The sequence below is a fragment of the Rickettsiales bacterium genome (assembly GCA_041396965.1).
Classification (GTDB): domain Bacteria; phylum Pseudomonadota; class Alphaproteobacteria; order Rickettsiales; family SXRF01; genus SXRF01.
In genome coordinates, this window is the sequence record JAWKXN010000001.1 from 1,368,438 (window position 1) to 1,392,727 (window position 24,290).

General features: G+C 37.7%; 24 protein-coding genes and 2 tRNA genes. 19 read left to right on the top strand and 7 right to left on the bottom strand.

What is annotated here, in order from left to right:
- The first annotated feature begins 283 nt into the window (after positions 1–283).
- The 8 genes from atpH (at position 284) to atpC (ending at position 6,126) form a co-directional block, all read left to right on the top strand.
- The gene (atpH, locus tag R3D71_07125; protein ID MEZ5691419.1) at positions 284–835 is read left to right on the top strand and encodes an ATP synthase F1 subunit delta; all 552 of its coding nucleotides are present in this window, start codon (positions 284–286) and stop codon (positions 833–835) included.
- Positions 836–905: 70 nt separating this feature from the next.
- Positions 906–2,435, top strand: a complete 1,530-nt coding sequence (gene atpA, locus R3D71_07130; protein MEZ5691420.1) for a F0F1 ATP synthase subunit alpha — start codon at positions 906–908, stop codon at positions 2,433–2,435.
- 12 nt (positions 2,436–2,447) lie between these two features.
- Positions 2,448–3,344: a F0F1 ATP synthase subunit gamma gene (locus R3D71_07135; protein ID MEZ5691421.1), complete on the top strand. Its 897-nt coding sequence runs from the start codon at positions 2,448–2,450 to the stop codon at positions 3,342–3,344.
- Between the two features lie 4 nt (positions 3,345–3,348).
- Positions 3,349–3,642 (top strand): nucleotidyltransferase family protein, encoded by a 294-nt coding sequence (locus R3D71_07140; GenBank protein MEZ5691422.1) that lies wholly within the window; start codon positions 3,349–3,351, stop codon positions 3,640–3,642.
- The gene (locus tag R3D71_07145; GenBank protein ID MEZ5691423.1) at positions 3,639–3,983 is read left to right on the top strand and encodes a HepT-like ribonuclease domain-containing protein; all 345 of its coding nucleotides are present in this window, start codon (positions 3,639–3,641) and stop codon (positions 3,981–3,983) included. Before R3D71_07140 ends, R3D71_07145 begins: the two co-directional genes overlap by 4 nt.
- A 24-nt stretch (positions 3,984–4,007) precedes the next feature.
- Complete coding sequence (atpD, locus tag R3D71_07150; GenBank protein MEZ5691424.1) at positions 4,008–5,438, top strand: F0F1 ATP synthase subunit beta; 1,431 nt, start codon at positions 4,008–4,010, stop codon at positions 5,436–5,438.
- A gap of 33 nt (positions 5,439–5,471) precedes the next feature.
- Entirely contained in the window at positions 5,472–5,855 is a 384-nt protein-coding gene (gene bamE / locus R3D71_07155; GenBank protein MEZ5691425.1) for an outer membrane protein assembly factor BamE, read from the top strand.
- A gap of 25 nt (positions 5,856–5,880) precedes the next feature.
- A complete protein-coding gene (gene atpC, locus R3D71_07160; protein ID MEZ5691426.1) occupies positions 5,881–6,126 on the top strand; it encodes an ATP synthase F1 subunit epsilon in 246 nt (81 codons plus the stop codon).
- Positions 6,127–6,130: 4 nt separating this feature from the next.
- On the opposite strand, the gene R3D71_07165 is transcribed toward atpC, so the two are convergent.
- Positions 6,131–6,502 (bottom strand): hypothetical protein, encoded by a 372-nt coding sequence (locus R3D71_07165; protein MEZ5691427.1) that lies wholly within the window; start codon positions 6,500–6,502, stop codon positions 6,131–6,133.
- A gap of 117 nt (positions 6,503–6,619) precedes the next feature.
- A complete protein-coding gene (locus R3D71_07170; GenBank protein MEZ5691428.1) occupies positions 6,620–7,018 on the bottom strand; it encodes a metalloregulator ArsR/SmtB family transcription factor in 399 nt (132 codons plus the stop codon).
- Between the two features lie 293 nt (positions 7,019–7,311).
- On the opposite strand from R3D71_07170, the gene R3D71_07175 reads away from it, so the two are divergent.
- Complete coding sequence (locus R3D71_07175) at positions 7,312–8,340, top strand: PstS family phosphate ABC transporter substrate-binding protein (GenBank protein MEZ5691429.1); 1,029 nt, start codon at positions 7,312–7,314, stop codon at positions 8,338–8,340.
- Positions 8,341–8,468: 128 nt separating this feature from the next.
- Positions 8,469–9,911 carry a porin gene (locus tag R3D71_07180; protein ID MEZ5691430.1) on the top strand — a complete coding sequence of 481 codons (1,443 nt, stop codon included), beginning with the start codon at positions 8,469–8,471 and terminating at the stop codon, positions 9,909–9,911.
- A 233-nt stretch (positions 9,912–10,144) separates the two neighbouring features.
- Here R3D71_07180 and R3D71_07185 read toward each other — a convergent pair whose 3' ends face one another.
- Together R3D71_07185 and R3D71_07190 are read right to left on the bottom strand one after the other, a co-directional pair.
- On the bottom strand, positions 10,145–11,611 hold the full coding sequence (locus R3D71_07185; protein ID MEZ5691431.1) for a tetratricopeptide repeat protein: 1,467 nt from the start codon (positions 11,609–11,611) through the stop codon (positions 10,145–10,147).
- Between the two features lie 105 nt (positions 11,612–11,716).
- Positions 11,717–12,382 (bottom strand): YggS family pyridoxal phosphate-dependent enzyme, encoded by a 666-nt coding sequence (locus R3D71_07190; GenBank protein ID MEZ5691432.1) that lies wholly within the window; start codon positions 12,380–12,382, stop codon positions 11,717–11,719.
- Between the two features lie 261 nt (positions 12,383–12,643).
- Here R3D71_07190 and R3D71_07195 point away from each other — a divergent pair, with 261 nt between their 5' ends.
- From R3D71_07195 to holA, 5 genes are all read left to right on the top strand, one after another.
- Positions 12,644–13,807, top strand: coding sequence for a porin (locus tag R3D71_07195; protein ID MEZ5691433.1), 1,164 nt, complete (start codon positions 12,644–12,646; stop codon positions 13,805–13,807).
- 266 nt (positions 13,808–14,073) lie between these two features.
- A complete protein-coding gene (locus tag R3D71_07200) occupies positions 14,074–14,574 on the top strand; it encodes a DUF3576 domain-containing protein (protein MEZ5691434.1) in 501 nt (166 codons plus the stop codon).
- A 33-nt stretch (positions 14,575–14,607) separates the two neighbouring features.
- Positions 14,608–17,136 carry a leucine--tRNA ligase gene (gene leuS, locus R3D71_07205; protein MEZ5691435.1) on the top strand — a complete coding sequence of 843 codons (2,529 nt, stop codon included), beginning with the start codon at positions 14,608–14,610 and terminating at the stop codon, positions 17,134–17,136.
- Between the two features lie 17 nt (positions 17,137–17,153).
- Entirely contained in the window at positions 17,154–17,774 is a 621-nt protein-coding gene (locus tag R3D71_07210; protein MEZ5691436.1) for a hypothetical protein, read from the top strand.
- The gene (holA, locus tag R3D71_07215) at positions 17,758–18,777 is read left to right on the top strand and encodes a DNA polymerase III subunit delta (GenBank protein ID MEZ5691437.1); all 1,020 of its coding nucleotides are present in this window, start codon (positions 17,758–17,760) and stop codon (positions 18,775–18,777) included. The genes R3D71_07210 and holA overlap by 17 nt, the downstream gene beginning before the upstream one ends.
- Before the next feature lie 52 nt (positions 18,778–18,829).
- Here holA and lipB read toward each other — a convergent pair whose 3' ends face one another.
- Entirely contained in the window at positions 18,830–19,459 is a 630-nt protein-coding gene (gene lipB / locus R3D71_07220; GenBank protein ID MEZ5691438.1) for a lipoyl(octanoyl) transferase LipB, read from the bottom strand.
- A gap of 103 nt (positions 19,460–19,562) precedes the next feature.
- Here lipB and R3D71_07225 point away from each other — a divergent pair.
- Positions 19,563–19,647, top strand: a tRNA-Leu gene (locus R3D71_07225).
- Between the two features lie 533 nt (positions 19,648–20,180).
- Here R3D71_07225 and R3D71_07230 read toward each other — a convergent pair.
- Entirely contained in the window at positions 20,181–20,582 is a 402-nt protein-coding gene (locus tag R3D71_07230) for a helix-turn-helix domain-containing protein (GenBank protein ID MEZ5691439.1), read from the bottom strand.
- Between the two features lie 416 nt (positions 20,583–20,998).
- On the opposite strand from R3D71_07230, the gene R3D71_07235 reads away from it, so the two are divergent.
- Positions 20,999–21,856, top strand: coding sequence for a hypothetical protein (locus R3D71_07235; protein ID MEZ5691440.1), 858 nt, complete (start codon positions 20,999–21,001; stop codon positions 21,854–21,856).
- Positions 21,857–21,929: 73 nt separating this feature from the next.
- A complete protein-coding gene (locus R3D71_07240) occupies positions 21,930–22,325 on the top strand; it encodes a group 1 truncated hemoglobin (GenBank protein ID MEZ5691441.1) in 396 nt (131 codons plus the stop codon).
- A 16-nt stretch (positions 22,326–22,341) separates the two neighbouring features.
- On the opposite strand, the gene wbaP is transcribed toward R3D71_07240, so the two are convergent.
- On the bottom strand, positions 22,342–23,805 hold the full coding sequence (gene wbaP / locus R3D71_07245) for an undecaprenyl-phosphate galactose phosphotransferase WbaP (GenBank protein ID MEZ5691442.1): 1,464 nt from the start codon (positions 23,803–23,805) through the stop codon (positions 22,342–22,344).
- A 384-nt stretch (positions 23,806–24,189) separates the two neighbouring features.
- On the opposite strand from wbaP, the gene R3D71_07250 reads away from it, so the two are divergent.
- Positions 24,190–24,264: transfer RNA gene (locus tag R3D71_07250), tRNA-Gln, on the top strand.
- The last annotated feature ends 26 nt before the right edge of the window (positions 24,265–24,290 follow it).

Here is a 24,290-nt window from a genome sequence, read left to right on the forward strand (position 1 = left end):
ATTACACATGCGAAAATACTGACAAGGCATATAACACCTTAATATTACATTATTTTTAAGATATTTTTATAATACAAAAATATATTAGTTATCCAATATGATATAGGACTAACACCCACGCGATAAACCAAAATCCATTATATACCCCCCCCAAAGCTAACAATAACCTCAACTTCTATCAATTAAACCTAAAATTCACATAATTTTCTTGTTGCCTTTATAAATATTATTGCTAGTTTCTGCACTCGCAAAAACTAATTAACCCAGAAAACATACTAAGGTCGTGAAAAATTCAAATTATAAAAAAATAGCCGAGCGTTACGTAAGCGCTCTGTTCGCTGCCTCTGAAAAGGAAAAACAACTTTCTTCGGTAGAGAAAGATTTGGTGTCAATCAGCAATCTTATTGAACAACAAGCTGAATTTAATGATTTCTTGTCTAATCCGTTATTGAGCCGTACTGAGCAAGAAAAAATCATCGTAGGTATACTTAAAAAAGCCAAAGCTAATGATCTTACTACAAAATTTATGGCTCTTCTTGCCCGTCATAATAGGCTTAGTGCCCTTAAAGAAATAATATCTATATTCCTAAAAAAAATAGCACAGAGCAAAGGTGAGCTATCAGCTGAGCTTATAGTGGCAAAATCCATAAAAGATAAGGAATCAGAAAAAATAGCTGAAAAGCTAGGTAAAGTGTATGGTAAAAAAATAAATCTTACAGTGAAGGAAAATCCAGAATTGCTGGGTGGTTCCATAATAAAGATAGGTAGCGTTCAGCTTGATGGCTCAGTGTCAGGCAAGCTCCACCGCCTTAGACAGGAACTAAAAGCCGCGTAACGTAAGAATAGCTAACTCACAATGAAATAATATAACAAATTCTAAATGGTAAATTTAAGGAGCTTAAAAAATGGATATTCGTCCTTCTGAAATATCAGATATACTAAAAAAGCAGATTGAAGAGTTTGACGCTGGGGCTGAACTTTCCGAAACCGGACAAGTTGTATCTGTCGGTGATGGTATCGCTACCGTATATGGTCTTGAAAACGTACAAGCCGGTGAGATGGTAGAATTTGCTAGCGGCGTAAAAGGAATGGCTCTAAATCTAGCTTCTGATAATGTTGGTGTGGTTATCTTTGGTGATGATAGGACAGTAAAAGAGGGTGATACCGTAAAACGTACCTCCACCATTATGGACGCTCCTGTTGGCAAAGGTCTGCTTGGTCGTGTAGTTGACGGTCTTGGCAACCCAATTGATGGCAAAGGTCCTATTGAAAATGTGACTCGCGCACGGGTTGAGGTTAAAGCTCCGGGAATTATTGCTCGTAAATCCGTACATGAGCCAATGTCAACCGGAATTAAAGCGATAGATACCCTAATACCAGTTGGTCGTGGACAACGCGAGCTTATCATCGGTGACCGTCAGACCGGTAAAACCGCTATTGCTGTGGATACAATTCTTAACCAAAAGAAAGTTAATCAAGGCAGTGATGAGAGTAAAAAACTATATTGCGTATATGTATGTATAGGTCAAAAGCGCTCAACAGTCGCTCAGGTTGTTAAAAAACTTGAGGAATCTGGAGCGCTTGAATATACGATAGTAGTAGCCGCTACCGCCTCTGAGCCTGCTCCTCTACAATTCTTAGCGCCATATACTGGCTCTACTATGGGTGAGTATTTCCGTGATAACGGCATGCACGCTCTTATCATATATGATGATCTGTCAAAACAAGCTGTAGCTTACCGCCAGATGTCGCTTCTTCTTCGCCGCCCACCGGGTCGTGAGGCCTATCCGGGTGACGTATTCTATATTCACTCACGCCTGCTTGAACGTTCGGCTAAAATGTCTGATGAAAAAGGCGCAGGTTCAATGACCGCCCTTCCCATTATTGAGACACAGGCTGGTGACGTTTCCGCTTATATTCCAACCAACGTTATTTCTATTACTGATGGTCAGATATTCCTAGAGACCGACCTATTCTATAAAGGTGTACGTCCAGCGGTAAATGTTGGTCTTTCAGTGTCCCGTGTGGGCTCTTCAGCGCAAATTAAAGCGATGAAGCAAGTTGCTGGCTCAATCAAGCTAGAGCTAGCTCAATTCCGTGAGATGGAATCTTTTGCCCAGTTTGGCTCAGATCTTGATCCAGCTACCCAAAAATTGCTAGCACGCGGACAACGTCTTACCGAGCTACTTAAACAACCACAATATTCACCTCTTTCAACAGCGGAGCAGGTTTGTGTAATTTATTCAGGGGTAAAAGGTCATCTCGATAACATTAATACTCGTGAGGTAGGTCGTTTTGAAAAAGAACTATTACAAGAACTTCGTAATTCTCACAGTGATATACTTAATGATATTACTGAGAAGGCAGTCCTTAGCGATGCTACTGAAAACAAATTAAAATCTGTTATTGAGCAGTTAGTTAAGAGATTTGTATAAGGATTTTTAGTAATGGCCTCGTTAAAAGACCTTAAAAACCGTATTAATAGCGTTAAATCGACGCAAAAGATAACCAAAGCTATGAAGATGGTCGCCGCCGCCAAGCTGCGTAGAGCAAGAGAGCAAGCGGAAGCGGCACGTCCATATTCAGAAGCTATGGAGAATATTCTTATATCCGTAGCTAATTCCGCTAAAAACAGCTCTAATCTTCCTAAAATGCTATCAGGAACTGGTAGTAATGATCGCCAGCTTATTGTAGTGGCGACCTCCGATAGAGGACTTTGTGGCGGTTTCAATAGCTCCATAGTGCGGGCGGTACGCCGTAAGGTAAAAGATCTGCAAAGCAAAGGGATAACTGTAAAGCTAATGTTTGTAGGGCGTAAAGGCTATGAGCAGTTAGGTCATGAATTCAAATCCATTATAATCTCAAAGTCAGAACTTAATAAAAAGAAGCTTAATTATAGTGATGCTGAGGAAATATCGAAGGATATTATCGCGCGCTTTGACGCTGGTGATTTTGATGTGTGTCATGTAGTTTACAATAAATTCAAATCAGCTATATCGCAGATAGTTACCTTTCAACAATTAATACCATTCAATATAGATAATCTTAATATTGAAGAAAATCAAGAAAGTAAGTCAACTAACTACTCATCTCCATATGAATACGAGCCAGATCAAACTGAAGTGTTAAACGACCTACTACCACGCAATCTTGGTGTACAAATGTATAAGGCACTACTGGAAAACGCGGCAAGTGAGCAAGGCGCGAGGATGACCGCTATGGATAACGCTACTCGTAACGCCGGTGAGATGATTAAGAAACTATCTCTTACCTATAACCGGACACGTCAAGCGGCTATTACTAAAGAGCTTATTGAGATTATCAGCGGCGCGGAGGCTGTATAGTGAGATGATAACTCTTGAACAACTTCGTACTCAATATAAACTGCAAATCCTAGAGTTAGCTGAGAAGCACAGGGTGGATAATATTCGGGTATTTGGTTCTGTAGCCAGAGGAGATGCGGACGAAGATAGTGACATTGATTTTTTATGCCATCTTCCTAAAGGCACCACAATTTGGGAAATGGCGGGAATGCTTTATGATCTGGAGAATATGCTAAAAACCAAAGTTGATTTAGTTTCAGATACGAGTTTACGCCCTCATGTTGCTGATAGCATATTAAGCGGTGCTATACCATTATGAGAACACATGATAAAGAAAGGGATATTATAAAATTACAACATGTTCTTGAAGCGATATCCGGAATTGAGAAATTGCTTGCTTCCGGCTTAAAGAATGATATTGCCGATAAGGCTTTGGAAAGATATTTTGAGATAATAGGCGAAGCTTGCCGTGGAGTATCAAAGGATATTCTATCTAAATATCCAACAATACCTTGGGGAAATATCATAGCTCTGAGAAACATAATATCTCATGAATATGATAAGGTTGAAGTAAAGACATTATACGATATTGCGGAAAACAAGATCCCAGCTCTTAGGGATTGGATAATTGGAATCTTAGAAGAACAAACGAAAGATTAGAAAAACTAAACGGAGAAAGAAAAAATGACTGGAGCAAATGAAGGAATTATAACACAGGTAATCGGGGCGGTGATTGACGTAAAATTCCCGTCAGGTAAATTGCCAGCGATATTAAACGCGCTTACTACCCAAAATAATAATAAAACTCTGGTTTTAGAGGTAGCTCAACATCTTGGTGAGTCAGAAGTGCGTACTATAGCTATGGACTCAACCGAAGGTCTTACCCGTGGTCAGGCGGTAATTGACACCGGAGCTCCTATTTCCGTACCTGTTGGTCGTGAGACTCTTGGTCGTATCATGAATGTGATTGGTGAACCGATTGATGAACGTGGTAAAATCGGCAATAAGCAAACTGCTCCTATCCACGCCTCTGCCCCTGAATTTAGAGAGCAAGCAACAGATACAGAGATTCTAGTTACTGGTATTAAGGTAATTGACTTACTAGCCCCTTATGTAAAAGGTGGTAAAATTGGTCTATTTGGTGGTGCTGGTGTGGGTAAAACCGTACTCATCATGGAGCTTATTAACAATATAGCCAAAGCACATGGTGGTTTTTCCGTGTTCGCTGGTGTAGGCGAGCGTACCCGTGAGGGAAATGACCTTTACCATGAGATGATGGAGTCCGGCGTTATCAACCTTGAAGACCAAACCAAGTCAAAAGTATCTCTAGTATACGGACAAATGAATGAGCCTCCAGGAGCGCGCGCGCGTGTTGCCCTAACTGGTCTTACTCAAGCGGAATATTTCCGTGATCAGGAAGGACAAGACGTTCTGTTCTTCGTGGATAATATTTTCCGCTTTACTCAAGCTGGCTCTGAAGTATCCGCGCTACTTGGTCGTATCCCATCGGCTGTGGGTTATCAACCAACCTTATCTACCGATATGGGAGCGATGCAAGAACGTATTACCTCTACCAAGAAGGGTTCTATTACCTCCGTACAAGCGGTTTACGTACCGGCGGATGACCTTACTGACCCTGCTCCGGCTACATCGTTCGCTCACTTAGATGCTACCACCGTACTTTCACGTCAAATCGCGGAGCTTGGTATTTATCCAGCAGTTGATCCACTTGATTCTACCAGCCGTGTTCTTGACCCAGCGGTAATTGGTGAGGAACATTATAGTGTGGCTCGTGAAGTTCAGCGTGTACTACAAACCTATAAATCTCTACAAGATATTATCGCGATTCTTGGTATGGATGAGCTTTCAGAGGAAGATAAGCAAGTTGTTGCCCGTGCCCGTAAAATACAACGTTTCTTATCACAACCATTCCATGTGGCAGAGGTATTTACTGGATCTCCGGGTAAATTAGTGTCACTAGCTGATACCATTTCTGGATTTAAGGGAATTATAGAAGGTAAATATGATGACCTACCAGAATCAGCTTTCTACATGGTTGGAAGCATTGAGGAAGCTGTAGAAAAAGCAAAAAAAATGGCGGCTGAAGCGGCGTAATTATTAACATTATATAGAAAGAGAGATATTTTTATGATAAAGAAAATTATTTTAGCGATCTCTGTTATCGCTCTAGGAGCATGCTCGTCTTCTGGTAACATATCTCTTAAAGGACAGACCCAAGAATCTGTGGCAGAAAAAATAAAAGTCGGTGACTCAAAACAAAAGGTTACTGCAGCCTTTGGTAGTCCAAGTGATGTATCCTTTACTGACAGCGGCAATGAAATTTGGAAATATGAATATATAGACGCTTCATCAAAACCACAGAACTTTATTCCAATCGTAGGACTGATAAATTCTGGAATGGAAGGAAAGAAATACACTCTAGCGGTATTTTTCAATAAAAAAGGAATGGTAGAGAATTACTCATATAGCGCCAGTGACTATGAGACTAACGCTGGTATAATAGGTAAGTAGTAATATTTGCAATAGAGGGATAACAATGCGGGTACAAATAATAACACCAGAGAAAATTCTCTTTGAAGGTAGCGCTTCTTACGTTCAGATACCCGGACAGATGGGAGAACTAGGGGTTCTACCCAATCATGCTCCTCTTGTATCAGCTCTAAAAGATGGTGAAATAGAGGTATCTTTAGAAAGTGGTGGCAAAGAGACTTTTCCTATAGATAGTGGAATAGCGGAAGTGACTCCCGATAAAGTTACCTTGCTAGTTGAAAAAAGCACATAAACCTCTAGGATAATTTAGAGGCTAACTCATATTTGTTACTAGCAATATTTACGATACTCTTGCTGATACTACCTCCGGATACCTCGCTTACTATCTCGCTGAATACAGCCGCAAATAACCCAATAGGTCCGCCAAGTATAGTACCACCAACTATCTTTGAACCGATAGAAATAGTATCTCCGGTTATTTCCTTATATATATCAGAAACTATAGGTATATGCTGTAGTGGATTTAGAGTATCCAGTATTGACTCAAAACTTAATCCACCTTCTCCAAAAAAATCATCATTTACTATATCGGGAGCTTTCGGCTGCATTAATTGATATGGCGACAAATTTTTAGATGGAAGAGGATGAATGGTTATATCAATGGTCATTATGGCTCTCTACTTACACATATTTATGATAAGCACTTACATGCACAGCAGATCAAGCAAAACTTATGCCACAGCCAAATATATAGTAACTTGCGGCACAAATTACCCGAGTTACCATCAATCATCACTTAAATTAAAGGAATCAGCCAAGATTTTTTCTCTTTTCTTAAGTTTTTTCTTTTCCTTCTTACGTAATTTTTTTTCTGAAAAACACGTATCATCAGCTTTATCTGATTTAGCACAACAATCATCAGATAAAAATCCTACAAGTTTCTCTATATAATCAATATTCGCTTTATATATAATAGAACGCCCTTTGCGCTTTGAGGTTACTATCTTCGCCTTACTCATATTAGATAGATGAAACGAAAGCGTATTGTTAGGAACTTCAAGCTCCTCACTCAAAAAACCCGATGAACACCCATCCTCGCCATACTCTATCAACAAACGATATATACGAAGCCGTGTCTCTTGAGATAACGCCGCAAAAGCGACAACTGCTTTTTTTATATTCATGACAATAAAAGTGACTATTAAATTTCCACTGGCTTACGCCAGTGATATTTCCTATTACGCTGGCTACGGCGCGTACTTTGATCGTATCCATCCCCAAGACAACGCCTATGGTTTTGATACAACATAAAAATTATTTTATATCAGCTTTTTAACCAGTCAATAGTAATATTATTGAAAAATACCTTGCTTTATTTTCTAATCACATATATCAAGCTCTACAATAGTTCCAATATAATTGAAATATTATAATTATTATAAATTAATTAGCAATTACAAATAGATATAGGTAATTTATGTCAGTTTATTTTCCTAAACAACTCACAGTAGTAACCGCTTTTATTACAGCGATATTAGTTACAAACCCATCACTCGCCCGTGATCAAATAAGGGCCGTTGGCTCATCAACCGTATACCCATTCGTATCTGTGGCGGCTGAACAGTTTGGTAAATCAAACAAATTCAAAACACCTATCATCGAATCAACTGGCACTGGCGGTGGATTCAAATTATTTTGTAGTGGAGTTGACGAAAACACACCGGACATTAATAACGCTTCCCGACCTATTAAGAACTCAGAGCGTGAGAATTGCAAAAAAAATGGTATAACTAAGGTAGTTGAAGTACCTATAGGTTATGATGGAATAGTTCTCGCCAATTATAAAACAGAGCCACAATTTGAACTTACAAAAGAACAAATATTCCTCGCGCTAGCCCATAAAATTCCTGATAAGGATGGTAAGTTGATAGATAACAAGTATAAAAACTGGAACGAAATTGACCAGTCTCTACCTAAAAAACCTATATCGGTTTATGGTCCCCCTCCTACCTCTGGTACCCGTGACGCTTTTTTAGAACTGGTCATGGAAGAGGCTTGTGAGCATTTCCCAGAATTTACCGCAGCTTATCCTGATAAAAAACAAAGAAAGAAAGCTTGTGGTCTACTTCGTGAGGATGGTGGATATATTGACGCTGGTGAAGATGACAACATGATTGTTCAAAAGCTAATAAGCAATAAAGATGCTCTTGGTATATTTGGCTACAGTTTCCTTGAGGAAAATCAGAATAAAATTCATGGCAGCAAGATAGATGGTGTGTTGCCAACAATGGAAAACATAGAGGGCGGTTTATACAAAGTTTCCCGTAGTCTTTATGTTTATATAAAAGCGGATCACGTAGATAAAATTCCAGGAATCAAAGAGTTTATAAATGAACTGGTAAGTGACGCGGCTATAGGAAATGAAGGATACCTAACTTATAGAGGTCTACTACCACTAAAAAAAGAAGATTTGGAGATAGCTAGAAAGCAAGCCGCTTCATTATAGTTAAGTTAAGTTAAGTTAAGTTAAGTTAAAATCATACTATAATCATATTTATATTTTTTACAATAATCTGTGAGGATAGTATTTTTATAAGTGATAACCAGCATAACCGTAAATTATGGGAGAAAACAATGCAAAAACTAATGTCTTCTTGCCTTTGTGTATCTACTATAATGTTGACTACACCATCTCTGGCACAAAGTAATCAAGAGATATTAAAACAACTACAAACCATGCAAGCGCAAATGAACGCTATGCAAAAAGAAATGAACAAACTAAAGCGGCAGTTAGTGGAAGAACAGAGTAAAAATAGTTACCATTCTAATAAAATTCATAATAACTATCAACATGGGGTTTCTTCCAAACAGAGTGTATCCACGTCTTCATTTATTAGCAAAAATAATAACGACACGAAAAATGATGGCGATGAGGTTATAGTAACTTTAGATCCAGCTCCTAAATTCAAAACTAGAAATGGCGATTACAGCTTTGGGATAAACGGCTTTGCTCAAATTGACGCTGGAATAATTAACGACGATAAAACTGACCATGCGGATGGAACAAATATAAGAAGAGCAAGACTATCAGCTTCCGGTAAATTCGCTCGTGACTTCAAATATAAGATACAAAACGATTTCGCTGGAAATTCAAGCAAACTAACGGATGTGTATCTACAATATACTGGATTCTCTCCAGTTACATTTACAGTCGGTCAATTCAAAGAGCCTTTTGGACTAAATACTCTTACCAGCGACCTATTTACCAACTTTATTGAACGAGCCTCTGTAAGCATTTTTTCCCCTGAGCGTAACATAGGGATTATGGCAAGTTCTTATGGTAGTGATGAACATATAGGTCATTGGACAGCCGCTATTGGTGGTTTTGGTGGAAGTGCTGGTAGCACTAAAAGTACTGATGATGAATCAAAAGATGTAACAGCACGCCTCACCCTTGCGCCAATAGCCGAAAAAAATAGCTTACTGCATTTTGGTGTTGCTGGAAGCCATCGTATACCTAGTTCCTCAGGTGATTCTTTCACTTTCTCTTCCACAGCAGAAAATAATCTTTCAACAGACTCTACTGAGTTGGCAGTAAATACCGGAACCATAAGCAATGTGGATTCAGCAAACTTGTTAGGATTAGAAATCGCGGCTTCTTATGATTCATTTGGCATGCAAGGTGAGTATGTAAATAACTCCATAAAACGCAAATCAGCTTCCGACATCAATCTAAATGGCTACTATATTGAAGCTTATTACTATTTAACAGGTGAAAACAATAACTATATAACCAAATCCGCTAAATTTGACAGAGTTAACCCTAATAATCCTTTCGGTATTTCCGAAAATGGCTGGGGGGCATGGCAACTTATGGCACGCTATAGCAGTCTTGATTTAACTGATAAAAATATAACCGGTGGAAAGCTCCGTGACACCACTTTAGGAATTAAGTGGCTACCAAATAGCAATACAATGGTTTCCGCTAATTATATAATATCCGATACTGATAACAAAGCTGTCACGCCTAATGATGACCCACAAATATGGATATTAAGAACGCAATTTGATTTTTAGCATACAACTCATATCATAAGTTAGTTGAATAACTTATTAACTCAACCAATACCAATAAAGTCAACGGATTGGACAATAACACTATCACATCAGCATAGGCTAGAGTCTATAATAGAAGTTTATTTCAGCCTTCGTAAATGATACATCATTAACCTCTTAGAAAGTAGTGACTTTGATAATATTATCTAATAATAGCTGAATATTTCACAGTCACCAGATATATAGCTAACATATTACTTCACGCTATAGTTATTTAACTGACTCACAGAATTATCTGATAGATAACCTTTCCTCTCCATCCATTTTCTCGCTAGCATCATTCCTTTTTCTTTTTCTGTATCAGATATTATATCTCCAATAACAGACTGTGATTTAATTGCTTCCTGATGGTTTTGAGCGGCGGCAAGACTTATCCATTTATAGGCTTTCTCAAGACTTCCGACCACGCCTTCCTCTCGGTTATAATACATCATACCAAGTTTATATTGCGCTTCAACGTAACCTTTATCAGCGGATTCGGTATACATTTTAACAGCTTTCACCACATCCGCTGGAATCCCCTTCCCTTCATAATACAATAACCCAAGATTGTATTTTGCCGCTATATCTCCTCCATCAATAGCTCTACGATACCATTTTATCGCCTCAACATAATTCTTATCTACACCACGACCTTCCGCGTACATCAAACCAAGATTATTTTGCGCCTGAGCGTACCCTCTATCAGCGGCCTTAAAATACCATTCTAAAGCTTTATTATAATCTCTTGCCACTCCAGTGCCATTAGCATACATAACAGCTACAGCGTTCTGAGATTCCAAATGACCATTTTCAGCCGCGAGTAAATAAAATTTCGCGGCGGCCTTATAATCCTGTTTTATTACTTCTCCGCTTTCATACATTAGAGCAAGTTGATATTGCGCTAAGACATTTCCTTGATTAGCTGATAGTGCGAACCATTTTACCGCCTCAATATAGTTACTAGCGCCCTGTAAATACATTACTCCCAAATTATACTGGATATGTGAATCTCCTTTTTCCGCGACCTTTCCATACCAATAAGCGGCTTTTTTTGGTTCTTTGGGAATACCATCTCCATAAAAATATATATACCCTAGATTATATTGCGCGCCGACATATCCAGCATGCGCTGCCCTTTCAAACCACAAAACAGCCTTTTCCATATCAACTGGTATACCATCACCCTTAGCGTATAAAACAGCGAGATTATATTGTGCGCCGACATAATTGTTAGATGCCGCCATCTCAAACCATTTAAGCGATTTTCTTATATCCTTAAAACCAGTATCATCCCTGCTATATAAAATACCGAGATTGTACTGCGCGCCAACGTAATTCTGACTAGCGGCTTTTTCCCACCAGCCTACCGCTTTAGTGTAATCTTTCTGCACCCCATCACCCTTAGCGTACATCACACCAAGATTATACTGTGCTCCAATATATCCACCATCAGCGAGTTTAATTAATTCCTCTACTGTTTTTCTAGCAAGCTCATTATTTTGCTTTCCCTCGCCTATACTAGCTAGGTCAAGAAATTCGTCTATAAGCGTGTAATTTGGTCTTATCGTATCTTTATCCTTACCACCTATAGCATACAGCGATGAACTCGCCAAAATATAAAAACATAAAAACGCTAATACATAAGCTATTCTAATGATAGAAATGCGTAGAAACCTCATGCTAACCCATCTAAATACAATTAAAAAAAATATTTTTTCATCTGGAAATATATAACAAACAAAATATATTTTTATGAACTATTTATGAAGCTCAGAATATTAACTCTAATTCCTACCACCAAATAAGACAGTTCCAAGACGAATAGATGTCGCCCCCATTCGAATGGCTTCCTCAAAATCTTTACTCATTCCCATACTAAGCTCTAACAAGCCGTTTCTTAATGAAATTTCTCGTAATAGAGCAAAATGAGGAGCTGGTGGCTGTTCAACCGGTGGTATACACATCAGACCATCTATTTTAACGCCACGCTCCGTACAAAAATCTATAAATAAATCAACGTCTTCTGGATAAACTCCTGATTTTTGCGCTTCTTTTCCGGTATTTACCTGTACATAAAATTTTTTATTGTCTATATTAAAGCCGCCATCTCTTAATTTCACAATTTCCTCTATTAAGGACTTTCTATCTATAGTCTCAATCACATCAAACAATAAAAGAGCTTGTTTCACCTTATTACTCTGTAAATTTCCTATCAAATGTAATTTTACATTATCATATTTAACCTTAAGCTCTTGCCACTTCTCTTGCGCTTCTTGAACTCTATTCTCACCAAAATTAATAATACCTGAATTTATAGCCTCTTCTATCTTATATTGCGGCTGATCTTTGCTAGCGGCAATGATGTTAACCATACGATTAGACAATAATGACTCACTAATAGCTACTGTAATTCGTGCTTTTATTTTATCTATATTACTGTGAATAGACATATTACAAAGCTCCTCGCCTCTAAAAATTAAAAAATAATTAAAAAAACAGCTATATCACGGTCAATTTGTTGCTTTATTGTCACATATTAATCTAAAACACTCGTTTTATATCTCCTTAATGGCGTTACAACTTGCAACAAAACATCGTTTGGACAATAACTGGCTTCAGGTAAAATCATGAAGTGATATTACTTTATGTAGCCTAGAGTATAATTCTAGTCACTAGTTTATTAAACTAATAATATTAATAAGGGAATATATATGAAAAAAATTCTTCTTGGTACCTCCGCTCTTGTTGGTGCTACCGCTTTATTCGCTTCTGCTGCGAATGCTGCTCAGACTCCAAAAATCACTCTTGGTGGTTTTTCTACCTTCCAAGCAGGATTCACTGGTGAAGATTTAGATACCAACCAACGTTCTGGTGCTTTTCGCTCTGACAATATCATCACTGTTCGTGTTGATGGTAAAAGTGACCACGGTTTCGGATACGGTGCTGGTATAGATCTACGTGCTGATACTTCAGCTTCTGCCGATGCTGCTGGTATTGATTCAGAACGTACCTACATTTATCTTGATGGTAAATGGGGTAAGCTTCAAGGTGGTTCTGATTACGGTGTAACTAAAACCATGAAAATAGACGCTTCTTCTATCGCCCGCGCTACTGGTGGTATAGATGGTGATTTCTACTATTTCATGAACACTGCTGGTACTGCTTACAGCTACTCTACCAACTCTGGTGGTACCGGTCAGGTTATCGCTACTCCTGATCTATTCTTAGATTATGGTACCGGTGTTCTTGGTAATGAAGGCTCTCAAGCAATCAATAAAATCAGCTATTACACTCCACGTTTTGCTGGTTTCCAAGCTGGTGTGAGCTATCTGTTTGACACCACAGCAGGTGATCGTGGTCAAACCCTTAGCCGTACTGATAATACTGCTGGTGAAGCTGAAAACGTATTACTTGGTGCTATCAGCTATGAAGGTCGTTACCAAAATGTTGGTATAGCTCTTGCTGCTACTGGTGAATGGGGTAATGCTGAAAGCAATACTCAGGAAGACCTACGCACTTGGCAAGTTGGTGGTAAGATTGACTTTATGGGCTTCAGCCTAGCTGGTTCATATGGTGATCTTGGTGACAGTCTTCGCCTTAAATCAGCTGGTAATCAAGATGATAACAGCTTCTGGACTGTTGGTGGCGCTTATGAAATCGGACCATTCGGTGCTAGTGTAACTTATCTTGACAGTGAGTTCGATACTGGTGCTACTCATAACGATTTCAGCAACCTATCATTTGGTGTTGATTACAAACTGGCTCCAGGTCTTACTCCGTATGCTGAAGTTAACGTAGTTCAATTTGATCCAACTGGTACAGCTAATGATAACGACGCTACAGTTGTTCTAATTGGTACTCAACTTGCTTTCTAATTTGAAAGTTAGTTAAAAAATTAAAGGGCGGTGTTATCACCGCCCTTTTTTATATGTTCATTTATTGACTACCACCTCTGGCAGTAGTTAATAACTTTCAAAAAATATAGAAATTAACCTCACAAAGAATATTTGAAAAATATACTTATAAAAATAATGTTTTCTATTGCTTGCGGATTTCTTTTTTATAATATAGCGCACATACTCGTATAACTTATCCGTCACTAATTTCTATCCAACCCTATTAAACAACTAGGAGAATACTAATGAAAAAAATATTATATATAATAACTTTTTCAATTATAATCTCATCATGCTCCAACTCCTCACTTGAGTCTCCTACTAGTACTAAGAGTGTTGAAGAAGCCCGTAGGGAATCACGTGGCAAACTAACGGGAGATGAAGGCATATCATTTGGTGGTCCTACAAAAAGTGGAGCTGGTGCCGCCTCTCCTATTGGAGTGAATAGTTTCTTATGGCGCGCTACTATAGACACTCTATCTTTTATGCCATTCATGTCCGCCGATCCTTTTGGCGGAGTAATTATTACTGACTGGTATGAAGATCCAGCCACGAAAGATATAAGATTCAAGGTAAATGCGATTATTATAGATCGGGCACTACGCTCCGATGGTATAAAGGTTACCTTATTCAAACAAAAATTAGTAAAAGGTAACTGGCGTGACATAAAGTCACCACCACAGGATGCTCACAAAATTGAGGATACAATACTTACTAGAGCCAGAGAGCTTAAAATAAAACAATAACAAGAATAAAAAAACTTATAACTGATAAATAATATGACAGATAATAGCCGCTATAATTTTCGTGAGACTGAAGAAAAATGGCAAAAATACTGGCAAGACAATCAAATTTTCAAAAGTAATTTTGAAAGCGAAAAACCTAAATATTATGTTCTGGAGATGTTCCCTTACCCATCCGGTAATATCCATATGGGACATGTCAGAAATTATACTTTGGGTGATGTAATAGCCAGAAGCAAAAGAGCGCAAGGATATAATGTACTTCATCCTATGGGCTGGGACGCTTTTGGACTTCCCGCTGAAAACGCGGCTATCGCTAATAACTCTCATCCCAAAAAATGGACTATATCTAATATAGAGAATATGAGAAAAAAGCTTAAGTCAATCGGGATCGCTTATGACTGGACGAAAGAACTCGCCACATGTTTGCCAGAATATTATGAACATGAACAACTGTTTTTTCTTAAGTTCCTAGAAAACAATATCGCCTACCGTAAAGAATCAGAGGTAAATTGGGATCCTATTGATAATACGGTACTCGCCAATGAACAAGTAATTGATGGTCGTGGTTGGCGTAGTGGCGCGCTAGTTGAAAGACGCAAGCTATCACAATGGTTTTTAAGAATATCTGACTTTTCAGAAGAGTTACTATCAAGTCTTGATTCACTGAAAGAGTGGCCAGATAAAGTCCGTCTTATGCAAGAACGCTGGATTGGAAAATCATCCGGTGCAAGACTAAAGCTTAACATTAAAGATAGCAATTTACACTCTGAAAAATATATAGAAATTTATACAACACGTCCAGAAACAATTTTTGGAATGTCGTTTTGCGCTATCGCTCCATCACACCCTATCGCTACAAAACTAGCTGAGAATAACCAACAAATCGCTGACTTTATCTCTGAATGTAATAGCTTAGGAACTAGTGAGGAAGCAATTGAAAAGGCTGAAAAAAGAGGCATTGATACGGGATTAAAAATTATCCATCCATTTAGCGAACAAGAAATTCCTGTTTATATCGCTAATTTTGTACTTATGGATTATGGAAGTGGCGCTATTTTTGGCTGTCCTGCCCATGATGAGCGTGATTTTGAGTTTGCTACCAAATACGAACTACCAATAATCAAAGTAATAGATGATAATGGTGTCATAATTAACTCGGATATAATAAATGGTCTTAAGGTAACTGAGGCAAAAGAAAAAATAATCAGTGTATTAAAAGAAAAAGACATTGGTGAGGAAAAAATAAATTACCGCCTGCGTGACTGGGGAATATCCCGTCAGCGTTATTGGGGATGTCCAATTCCAATAATATATTGTGATGATTGCGGTATAGTACCGGTACCAGAAAAAAACTTACCAGTTACCTTACCAGAAGATGTAAGCTTTGATAAGACTGGAAACCCACTGGACAACCATCCAACATGGAAACATACTAAATGCCCATCATGCGGTAAAGACGCAAGACGTGAAACCGACACTTTTGACACTTTCTTTGAGTCATCATGGTATTACCTGCGTTATGCTACCCTGCCATCCGAAAATCCTCTTAAAAACGACACTCTTGATTATTGGCTGCCGGTTGATTGCTATATTGGCGGCATAGAACACGCGGTACTTCACCTTCTTTACTCCAGATTCTTTACTAGAGCTTTGAAAAAATCCGCTCTTACCACAATAACCGAACCTTTCAAACGCTTAGAAACACAAGGTATGATCTGTCATGAAACCTATAAGAGCGCAGAAGGAAAATGGCTATCACCAGATGATATATATAAGAGTGATAACGGAGATTTCTTGGAAATAGGCAGTAATAAACCGGTTACTGTTGGTCGTATTGAGAAAATGAGCAAATCCAAGAAAAATACCATAGACCCTAATAATATAATCCAAACTTATGGTGTGGACGCCGCCCGCCTGTTCATGCTCTCCGATAGTCCACCTGAGCGCGACCTAGAATGGACTGACGCTGGTATTGAAGGCGCGTGGCGTTACATAAACCGCCTATGGAAGATAGCTCATAATCATATACAAGATAAGGAAAAATATCTAGAATCCCTAGATGACGAAACAGATGAGTCATATATAAAACTAAAAAAAGCTACCAATAAAACCATTAAAGCGGTTACTGATGATCTTGATAATTTTCACTTTAATAAAGCAATCGCCCGCATTCGTGAACTCACTAACTTGATAGAGAGTATAAAAGTTTCTGCTAAGAACATAAATGCCCAAGATGAGGCGATAAATAGCGCTATTAAACTTATAAATCCTTTCTTGCCACATATTACTGAGGAAATATGGCAGATTTTTGGCAATAAAGATCCGCTTACTAATACAAGTTGGCCGCAAGTAAGTAGTGATTGGCTGATAGAAGACAATGTAACAATAGCCATCCAAATAAACGGAAAGTTGCGTGGGACAATTGATATGGCAAAGGATTCTGATAAAGAAACCATTCAAAGCGAGGCTTTAGCTTTACCAGTCATACAAAATTTCTTACAAGACAAAACTGTAAAAAAGATTATTGTAGTGCCTAATAAAATTGTGAGTATAGTTCTATAAAGGGGGAATACGGCAATATGACCATTAAATTAAAAGCAAAATGGATTTTACCCTTAATATCTATATTACTTCTTACTAACTCATGTGGATTTAAGCCAGTATACAGTAAGAAAAACAATTCTATCCCAGAGGACTCCCCTATAAGTTCTGGCGTTGTGGTATCCGCTAGCGCTGGTGGTGTTATATCTCTTTCTAATAATTCCTCAATAGATCATAGCTCATACACCAGCATGGCAAGGCAATTTACCAATAATCTTGAAGACATGTTACCATCTGTAAACGACCCTAAATATAAATTGGAGGTTAGCATAGTACAATCACGCTCTGGTATTGGTGTCGCTAGAGACGGTACAGCTTCACGCTATAATCTTATTATAAACTCCAGCTATAATTTGATTAGAATAACAGACAATAAAATTATAGATTCAGGAAGCGTAAGCAACGTAACCAGCTACAATAACCCTAATAACCAATATTTCTCTACCTACATCTCGGAACAAGACGCTCGTAAGCGTGGGATTAAAGAACATGCCGAGCTGTACCGTCACCGAATGATGACAATGATAAAGAAACAAGATTCTGAGGATAAGTCTAGCATAGAGAAATATATCCAAAAACAAAATGAAAATAACCGCTAAGCAGATAACCTCTTTCATAGAAAATCCACAAAATAGCTGTGGTTCTGTTCTTATTTATGGCGTAGATAATGGGCTTGTACGAGACAGAAGCCGCTCTATAATAAAATCTGTTCTAGGCAGCATGGCAGAGGACTCATTCGCTAAATCAGAAATAGCCGCCAGCGATTTATCATCTGATCCAGCGAAACTATATGACGAACTATCAGCCGTTAGTATGATGTGTGACAAGAGAGTCATAGTAGTTTATGACGCTACCGATAAAATAACTAAAATAATTGAAGAAGCGGAAAATTACCTTAATAAGGATACGTTCTTAATAATAACCGCCGGAGAATTGCAAGCACGCTCATCGTTACGGGGATTTTTTGAGAAAAGCAAAACCCTCGCCTCCCTCGCATGCTATCGTGACGAAGCCAAAGACGTTCAATCGGTAATACGTCAAAAATTTCAGGAAGCGGGAATAAAATATGATAATGAAACCTTAAATTATCTAGTGAGCCAACTAGGTAATGACCGTTACGTAACCTATCAAGAGCTAGAAAAAATAGCATTATACGCGGCGGATACAAAAGAAATAAACCTAAATGACGTAAAGTTACTAGTAGATTATAACCAAACTACACAGCTTGATGACATAGTAAACTCAGTCGCCGATCGCAATCTAAAGAATCTGGAGGAAAAGCTTACTCAGCATCTAAAAGAGGGCACACAGCCAATCATGTATATACGGTCAATGCAAAGATATTTTAACAAGCTTTATTCAATACGTCTCAATATGAAAGAAAACCAGCAAACAGCTAGAACAGCCGTCGCGGCACTGCGTCCACCAGTATTTTTCAAACAACAACCAATTCTTATTCGCCACGCTGATAGTTGGACTCTTGATAATATCACAAACGCCATAAAAATACTTATAGGCGCTGAGTTAGATTGTAAAACTTCTGATATTCCAGCGATAGAGGCAAGCAGCCGTAAATTAATGAAAATAACTCAAATCAGATAGGTATAACGGGTTTCTTAATCCCTCTAATTCTTCAGTTCTCCTTAGTAAGCATCTAAAACACTTCGGCAAACTTCTTTTTAAGCACCTCATCTACCTCTTTCATTGAAGCGCTAACACCAAGATTACTCATAGAGGTAACACCAAAACCCTTTACACCACACGGTACTATCCCTTTATAATGCTCAAGTTCAGGATTCACATTAAGAGCTATTCCATGAAAAGTAACCCACTTACGAATACGTATACCGAGTGCCGCTATCTTCGCCTCAACCGAAGGGGTATTAACCCACACACCAACTCTACCTTCCCTTATTTGTCCAACAATACCAAATTCAGCAAGTGATGATATAAGCCACTCTTCAAGATTCTTTACAAAATTACGTACATCTCTCTGACCACGTTTTTTTAGATCTAACATGACATACGCTATACGTTGCCCCGGTCCGTGATAGGTTATTTGCCCCCCTCTTCCAGTTTCATATAATGGAAAATCATGAGATAATAAATCACGCATATTAGCGCTGGTACCAGCTGTATATAATGGCGGATGCTCAAGCAACCAAACCATCTCAGAGGCATTACCCGCTATTATATCCTCTACCCTTTCTTCCATAAAGGAAATAGAATCAGGATATGCTACTGGATGTTGTGATATTTTCCATTTCAGCTTGTCTGGTGACATAATTTATCAAAATTCTACGTAATTTATTATACTATACTTGCTAAAATTATAATATTTGCTAGATATTAAACCACATTTTTCTTATGTACCACCTATAATTAATGCGGTCGTGGCGGAATTGGTATACGCGCAACGTTGAGGTCGTTGTGGGGCAACCCATGGAAGTTCAAGTCTTCTCGACCGCACCAACCTATGTTCTTAGAACTTAGGCTAACTTATGTCAGACAGAAAACGAGTTTAGACCGAAAAGATACGCTACGACACCCAAATATAGCAAATCAGAAGCATCAAATTCCCCCACGCTCACTTTATATTCGAGCTAAGATAATTTAATGCAATATAAGTATCCTGATTGATTATATGCAAGAACAACTCCGCGTTATTATGTATAACCGTGCTATTACTTTCTAACTTATTATTCTTAAATTTAGAGCTAATCTTTTTATCTATTTTGGCAATATTTAGAAAATCTTCCCTAACTCTATCAACTGTTTCCATCATTATATTTAATTTTGTTATTTATATACCACATATTCCAACAAATTGTTTGATAAAAGTCAATAAATTTTTCCAATATTTCGTTGGAATATAACAACGAAGAAGAATATGATAAAACTTAAATATAGCCTAATAAAGGAAGCTGGAAGCCTGCGTAAATCTCCACCAACTTACGCTAGCAGTCTTAGGGCACGGATAAAAATCTTTTAATTCAATATGATGACTATTCTTTATTATCATCCTTATTTTTATACTCTTTAAGCAGCTTTTCCTTGAACTCATCATCCTTAATATTAGATATACCATCAAGCATAGTAGTAAAAACCGCCTTTTGAGTCTCACTAAGATTATTAAATTTCTGAATAACTTCATGAGTTTCTTTGTTTTTTATAGCATCCATAATCTCTTCATTAGAAAAATCAACCGTCTCTTCCACTATATCTATAGGACGACAATTCAATGCCTTAGCAAGTCTTACCATCCAGTCCCAAGTTAATTTGCGCTGCCCTTTTTCTAGCATAGATATTTGCTGGTTAGTAGTACCAGCCCTCTCCGCTAGCTGCTCTAACGTCAGACCATAGCTCTCACGTAAGTTTTTTATTTGATTTTTATTGTGAATTTCCATAACACATATTTTGCAACGAACTGTTGATTTATTAAACAAACAAGATGTTGGAAAACAGTTATATTTTTCCAATATTATGTTTGAAAAATAACAGGGTAAACAACTGTGAGACACAGGTAGGAAATCATAGTCAATTGACTTTATTTTTCCCCATAAAAACAAAGCTATTTCGCTCGCTTCACGGCGTAAAACCAACTCTTTCAAAGTAGATTCCCATAGTAACTTGGATAATTATCATCTCAAATTACTATAGAAATACCACAGCGGTATTTATATATACAATTAACAAAAGTCAACTTTTGAAAATATATATAAATTCAACGCAAAATTCTATAGCGACCTATTATATTTAACGGCAAATGGCATGTTAATTGCTCACAATATCTTGATAACTTCAAATCCGTCAGAGGTTCATAATGTCAGTTATACCGAATCAGACAAATTTAACCACATCAGCAAATCACATAGACAAACTGTCAAAAAAACCAACATATAAAGCTGAATCGACAACCAGCAATGCTTTTTCTGATATGCTAAAGATACAATCTGAAAACATTAATAAAACTCTTAAAGATACATCTTCGCATACTATTTATGATAAAATTCCAGATAACGAAAAAAACAATATAGCCGAAACCGAGAAGATAGAATTACATAAATGGAAAAGCGAATACATAAAACGAGGCATAAGTGAAGAACGCAGACAAGAGGTTGAAAAATACACATCGGAATTTGAAAAAATAATATATAAGGCTACCGCACAAAATGGTTATGAAAATCCACAGAAATTTATCCTATCTCTTAGCGACCAAGAGCTAGAGGTATTACAACACCTAAAAGGACTTGCCTTTACTATAAAACCAGAATCCTTAAACAAGGAAGGAGCGTTTAACCTACTAAAATCTCCGAGAAATACAAAGGATTTAGACCATGACGGCTTTGAAATGATAGGAATTGCTAAGACGTGGCATTTTCCACCAGATAATGCCCCTAAAAAAGTTCATGAATCTTGGCACAAAACAACATCTAATCTAAGCGATCGTGATAAAATGCTCCTTGAAAGCAGCTTTCTACCAATTGTGATAGAGAGTGTTCATGGAACTATAGGAACAGCTTACATAGACGATGATAGCAACTACTTAGCTATCGTTAAAAAAGCGATTGAGGCAACAATCGCCAGCAGGCCATACAATACAACAACTATCCAAAGAGAAAACCTAGAAAAAAGACTAGATGGACTTAACCAATTCTTAAATCAGTTACAAAATTATTGAATAATCTACAATAAAAATACCTTAACAATTACTTAATTGATTCCATGTAGAATATCTGTCGTAAGAATATTTTATGAACTTTATCAATCAAATACCTATGTCAAGTCTCTATGAACGTATTGGTGGTGAGAATGCCGTTGACGCGGCAGTAGAGATTTTTTACTACAAAGTCCTAAATGACAATAGAGTAAATCACTTTTTCAAAAATATTCACATATCAAGATTAATGGCAAAACAAAAAGCCTTCATTACCTTTGCTTTTGGCGGTCCTAGTAAATACACATATTGGCAAAGAGGTCTGCGCAACTCCCATAGGGAATCCGTTAAGAATGGAATGAACGACACACATTTTGACATGGTGCTAAAACACCTCACAGACTCTCTGAAAGAAATGATGTATCCTGAGGAAATAATAGATGAGGTAAGAGAAATAGTAGAAGGAACCCGCAAACACGTACTTGATAAATAAGCAGCACGTACGGCCTCTAATAGGCACCACTACGCTTTATAACAGCCGGAAATGTCTTTAACATTATTACTATATCATGCCACAATGACCAGTTCTTCACATACCAGCTATCCATCTGGACTCTCTGCCCGTAGCTTACGTCACTACGACCACTAACTTGCCATAGTCCAGTCACACCAGGGCGAACTTTCTTATAATAAGCTATAGCTTTATCATAATGCTTTATTTCATTTTTTACTATTGGGCGAGGTCCAACCAAACTCATATCGCCACGCAATACATTAATAAGCTGCGGCAATTCGTCAAGACTTGTGGCTCTTAAAAATTTTCCTATTTTCGTAACACGAGGATCATCTTTAAGCTTTTGAGTAGCCTCCCACTCAGCTCTAGCTTGCGAGCTATTCTCAAGATGTTTCTTAAGAATCTCATCACCATTTATAACCATAGAGCGAAACTTAAGACACGGAAAAACCTTACCTTCCCTACCTATACGGTTATGTCCAAAGAAAACATTGCCACCATCAAGCTTTATAAATAACGATACAACTAACATTAGCGGTGATAGTAAAATAAGAGCAAGCCCTGATATAAAAACATCCACTGCCCGCTTTATAAATTGCTGAAAATTACGTCCCGCCACTTTATCCATAGTCAAAAGCGCTGTATTATTATTGATAAAATATTGGTACGACATACCACTAACCGGAAGCCCCTGCACTGATGGAACAAACGAAAATGAAATATCTTCACGATTAAGCTTTTCCATTATCTTCTCCGTGCCAGAAAAATCATGGCTATCCATAGCTATGATTACGTGATCAACCTCATAACTCTCACAAATATTTTTCCACGAACGACCTGATTGTAAAAATACCTCAGGTAGGTTGTTTATCTGAGCGACTACCTTATATCCTAGCTCTCCAGACTGCTCTAACGCCTGCTTTATATTTTCGGCAGCCACCCCAGAACCTACAACCAAAGTAGGTATATAGAAGCTACCACGCTTTAATGAAAATTTCCTAACTAAATATCTAAAACCTATTACAAATGCCGCTGACAACAACCATCCTGATATAATAAATATCCTAGACATATCTTGTTTAGTAACGAATTGTAAAAAACCATCAAGCAACATGGCAAAGCCCAACGCCGCCACTATTTTCTGAACCTCCATCCAAAAAGGCATCGGAACTCTATAATGACCACTAGACGCAAACCATGCCACAATACCACCAGAAACAATTATAAAAGAAGCTATTTGAGAGATACTATAAGTATTAGCGAGAAAAACATCTCCCCGCTCCATAAATAAACTATTAAAAACAAGAGCTAACAAAAACGCTACCGCAAAACCAGCAAACATAGCCACAACATCTGAAATCACATAAAATCTAGCTGTTTTGTTTATATTCCCCCCATAAGAATATAAGCTCTCACCTGTGGCTATCTTATTATTTTTTATCTGTTTTTCTGCTGACATTCTAAATTCCCTAACAAATACTATATTATTTACTAAGCATTCCACCCTATTAGTTAAATTTCATTAATTTATCTCTTTTTAAGAGCCTACGCTTAACATATTTTACATATGCAGACAATGTAATTTATATTGCTTTTTTGTAATGTTGACATTTATTATTATTTTACAGCAAGATAAACATATAACATAAATTACAAAAACATTTATTAATCCAAAAAAATCTAATAATTTAACATATTTTGCTTATAGCGTTACTTAGATGATTGACAAATTGTTTGGTTTAGGCTTCTATACGCAGCCTAACATCAGGGCGTGATACTCCATGTCAATTTGTTATTATATAACAATTGATTAGACTGTCATCTCGTCATATTATTCATGCGTTGGGGCGTAGCCAAGCGGTAAGGCAGCGGATTTTGATTCCGCCATGCGGAGGTTCGAATCCTCCCGCCCCAGCCAAATAAAGACAATCAACTACAAACCAC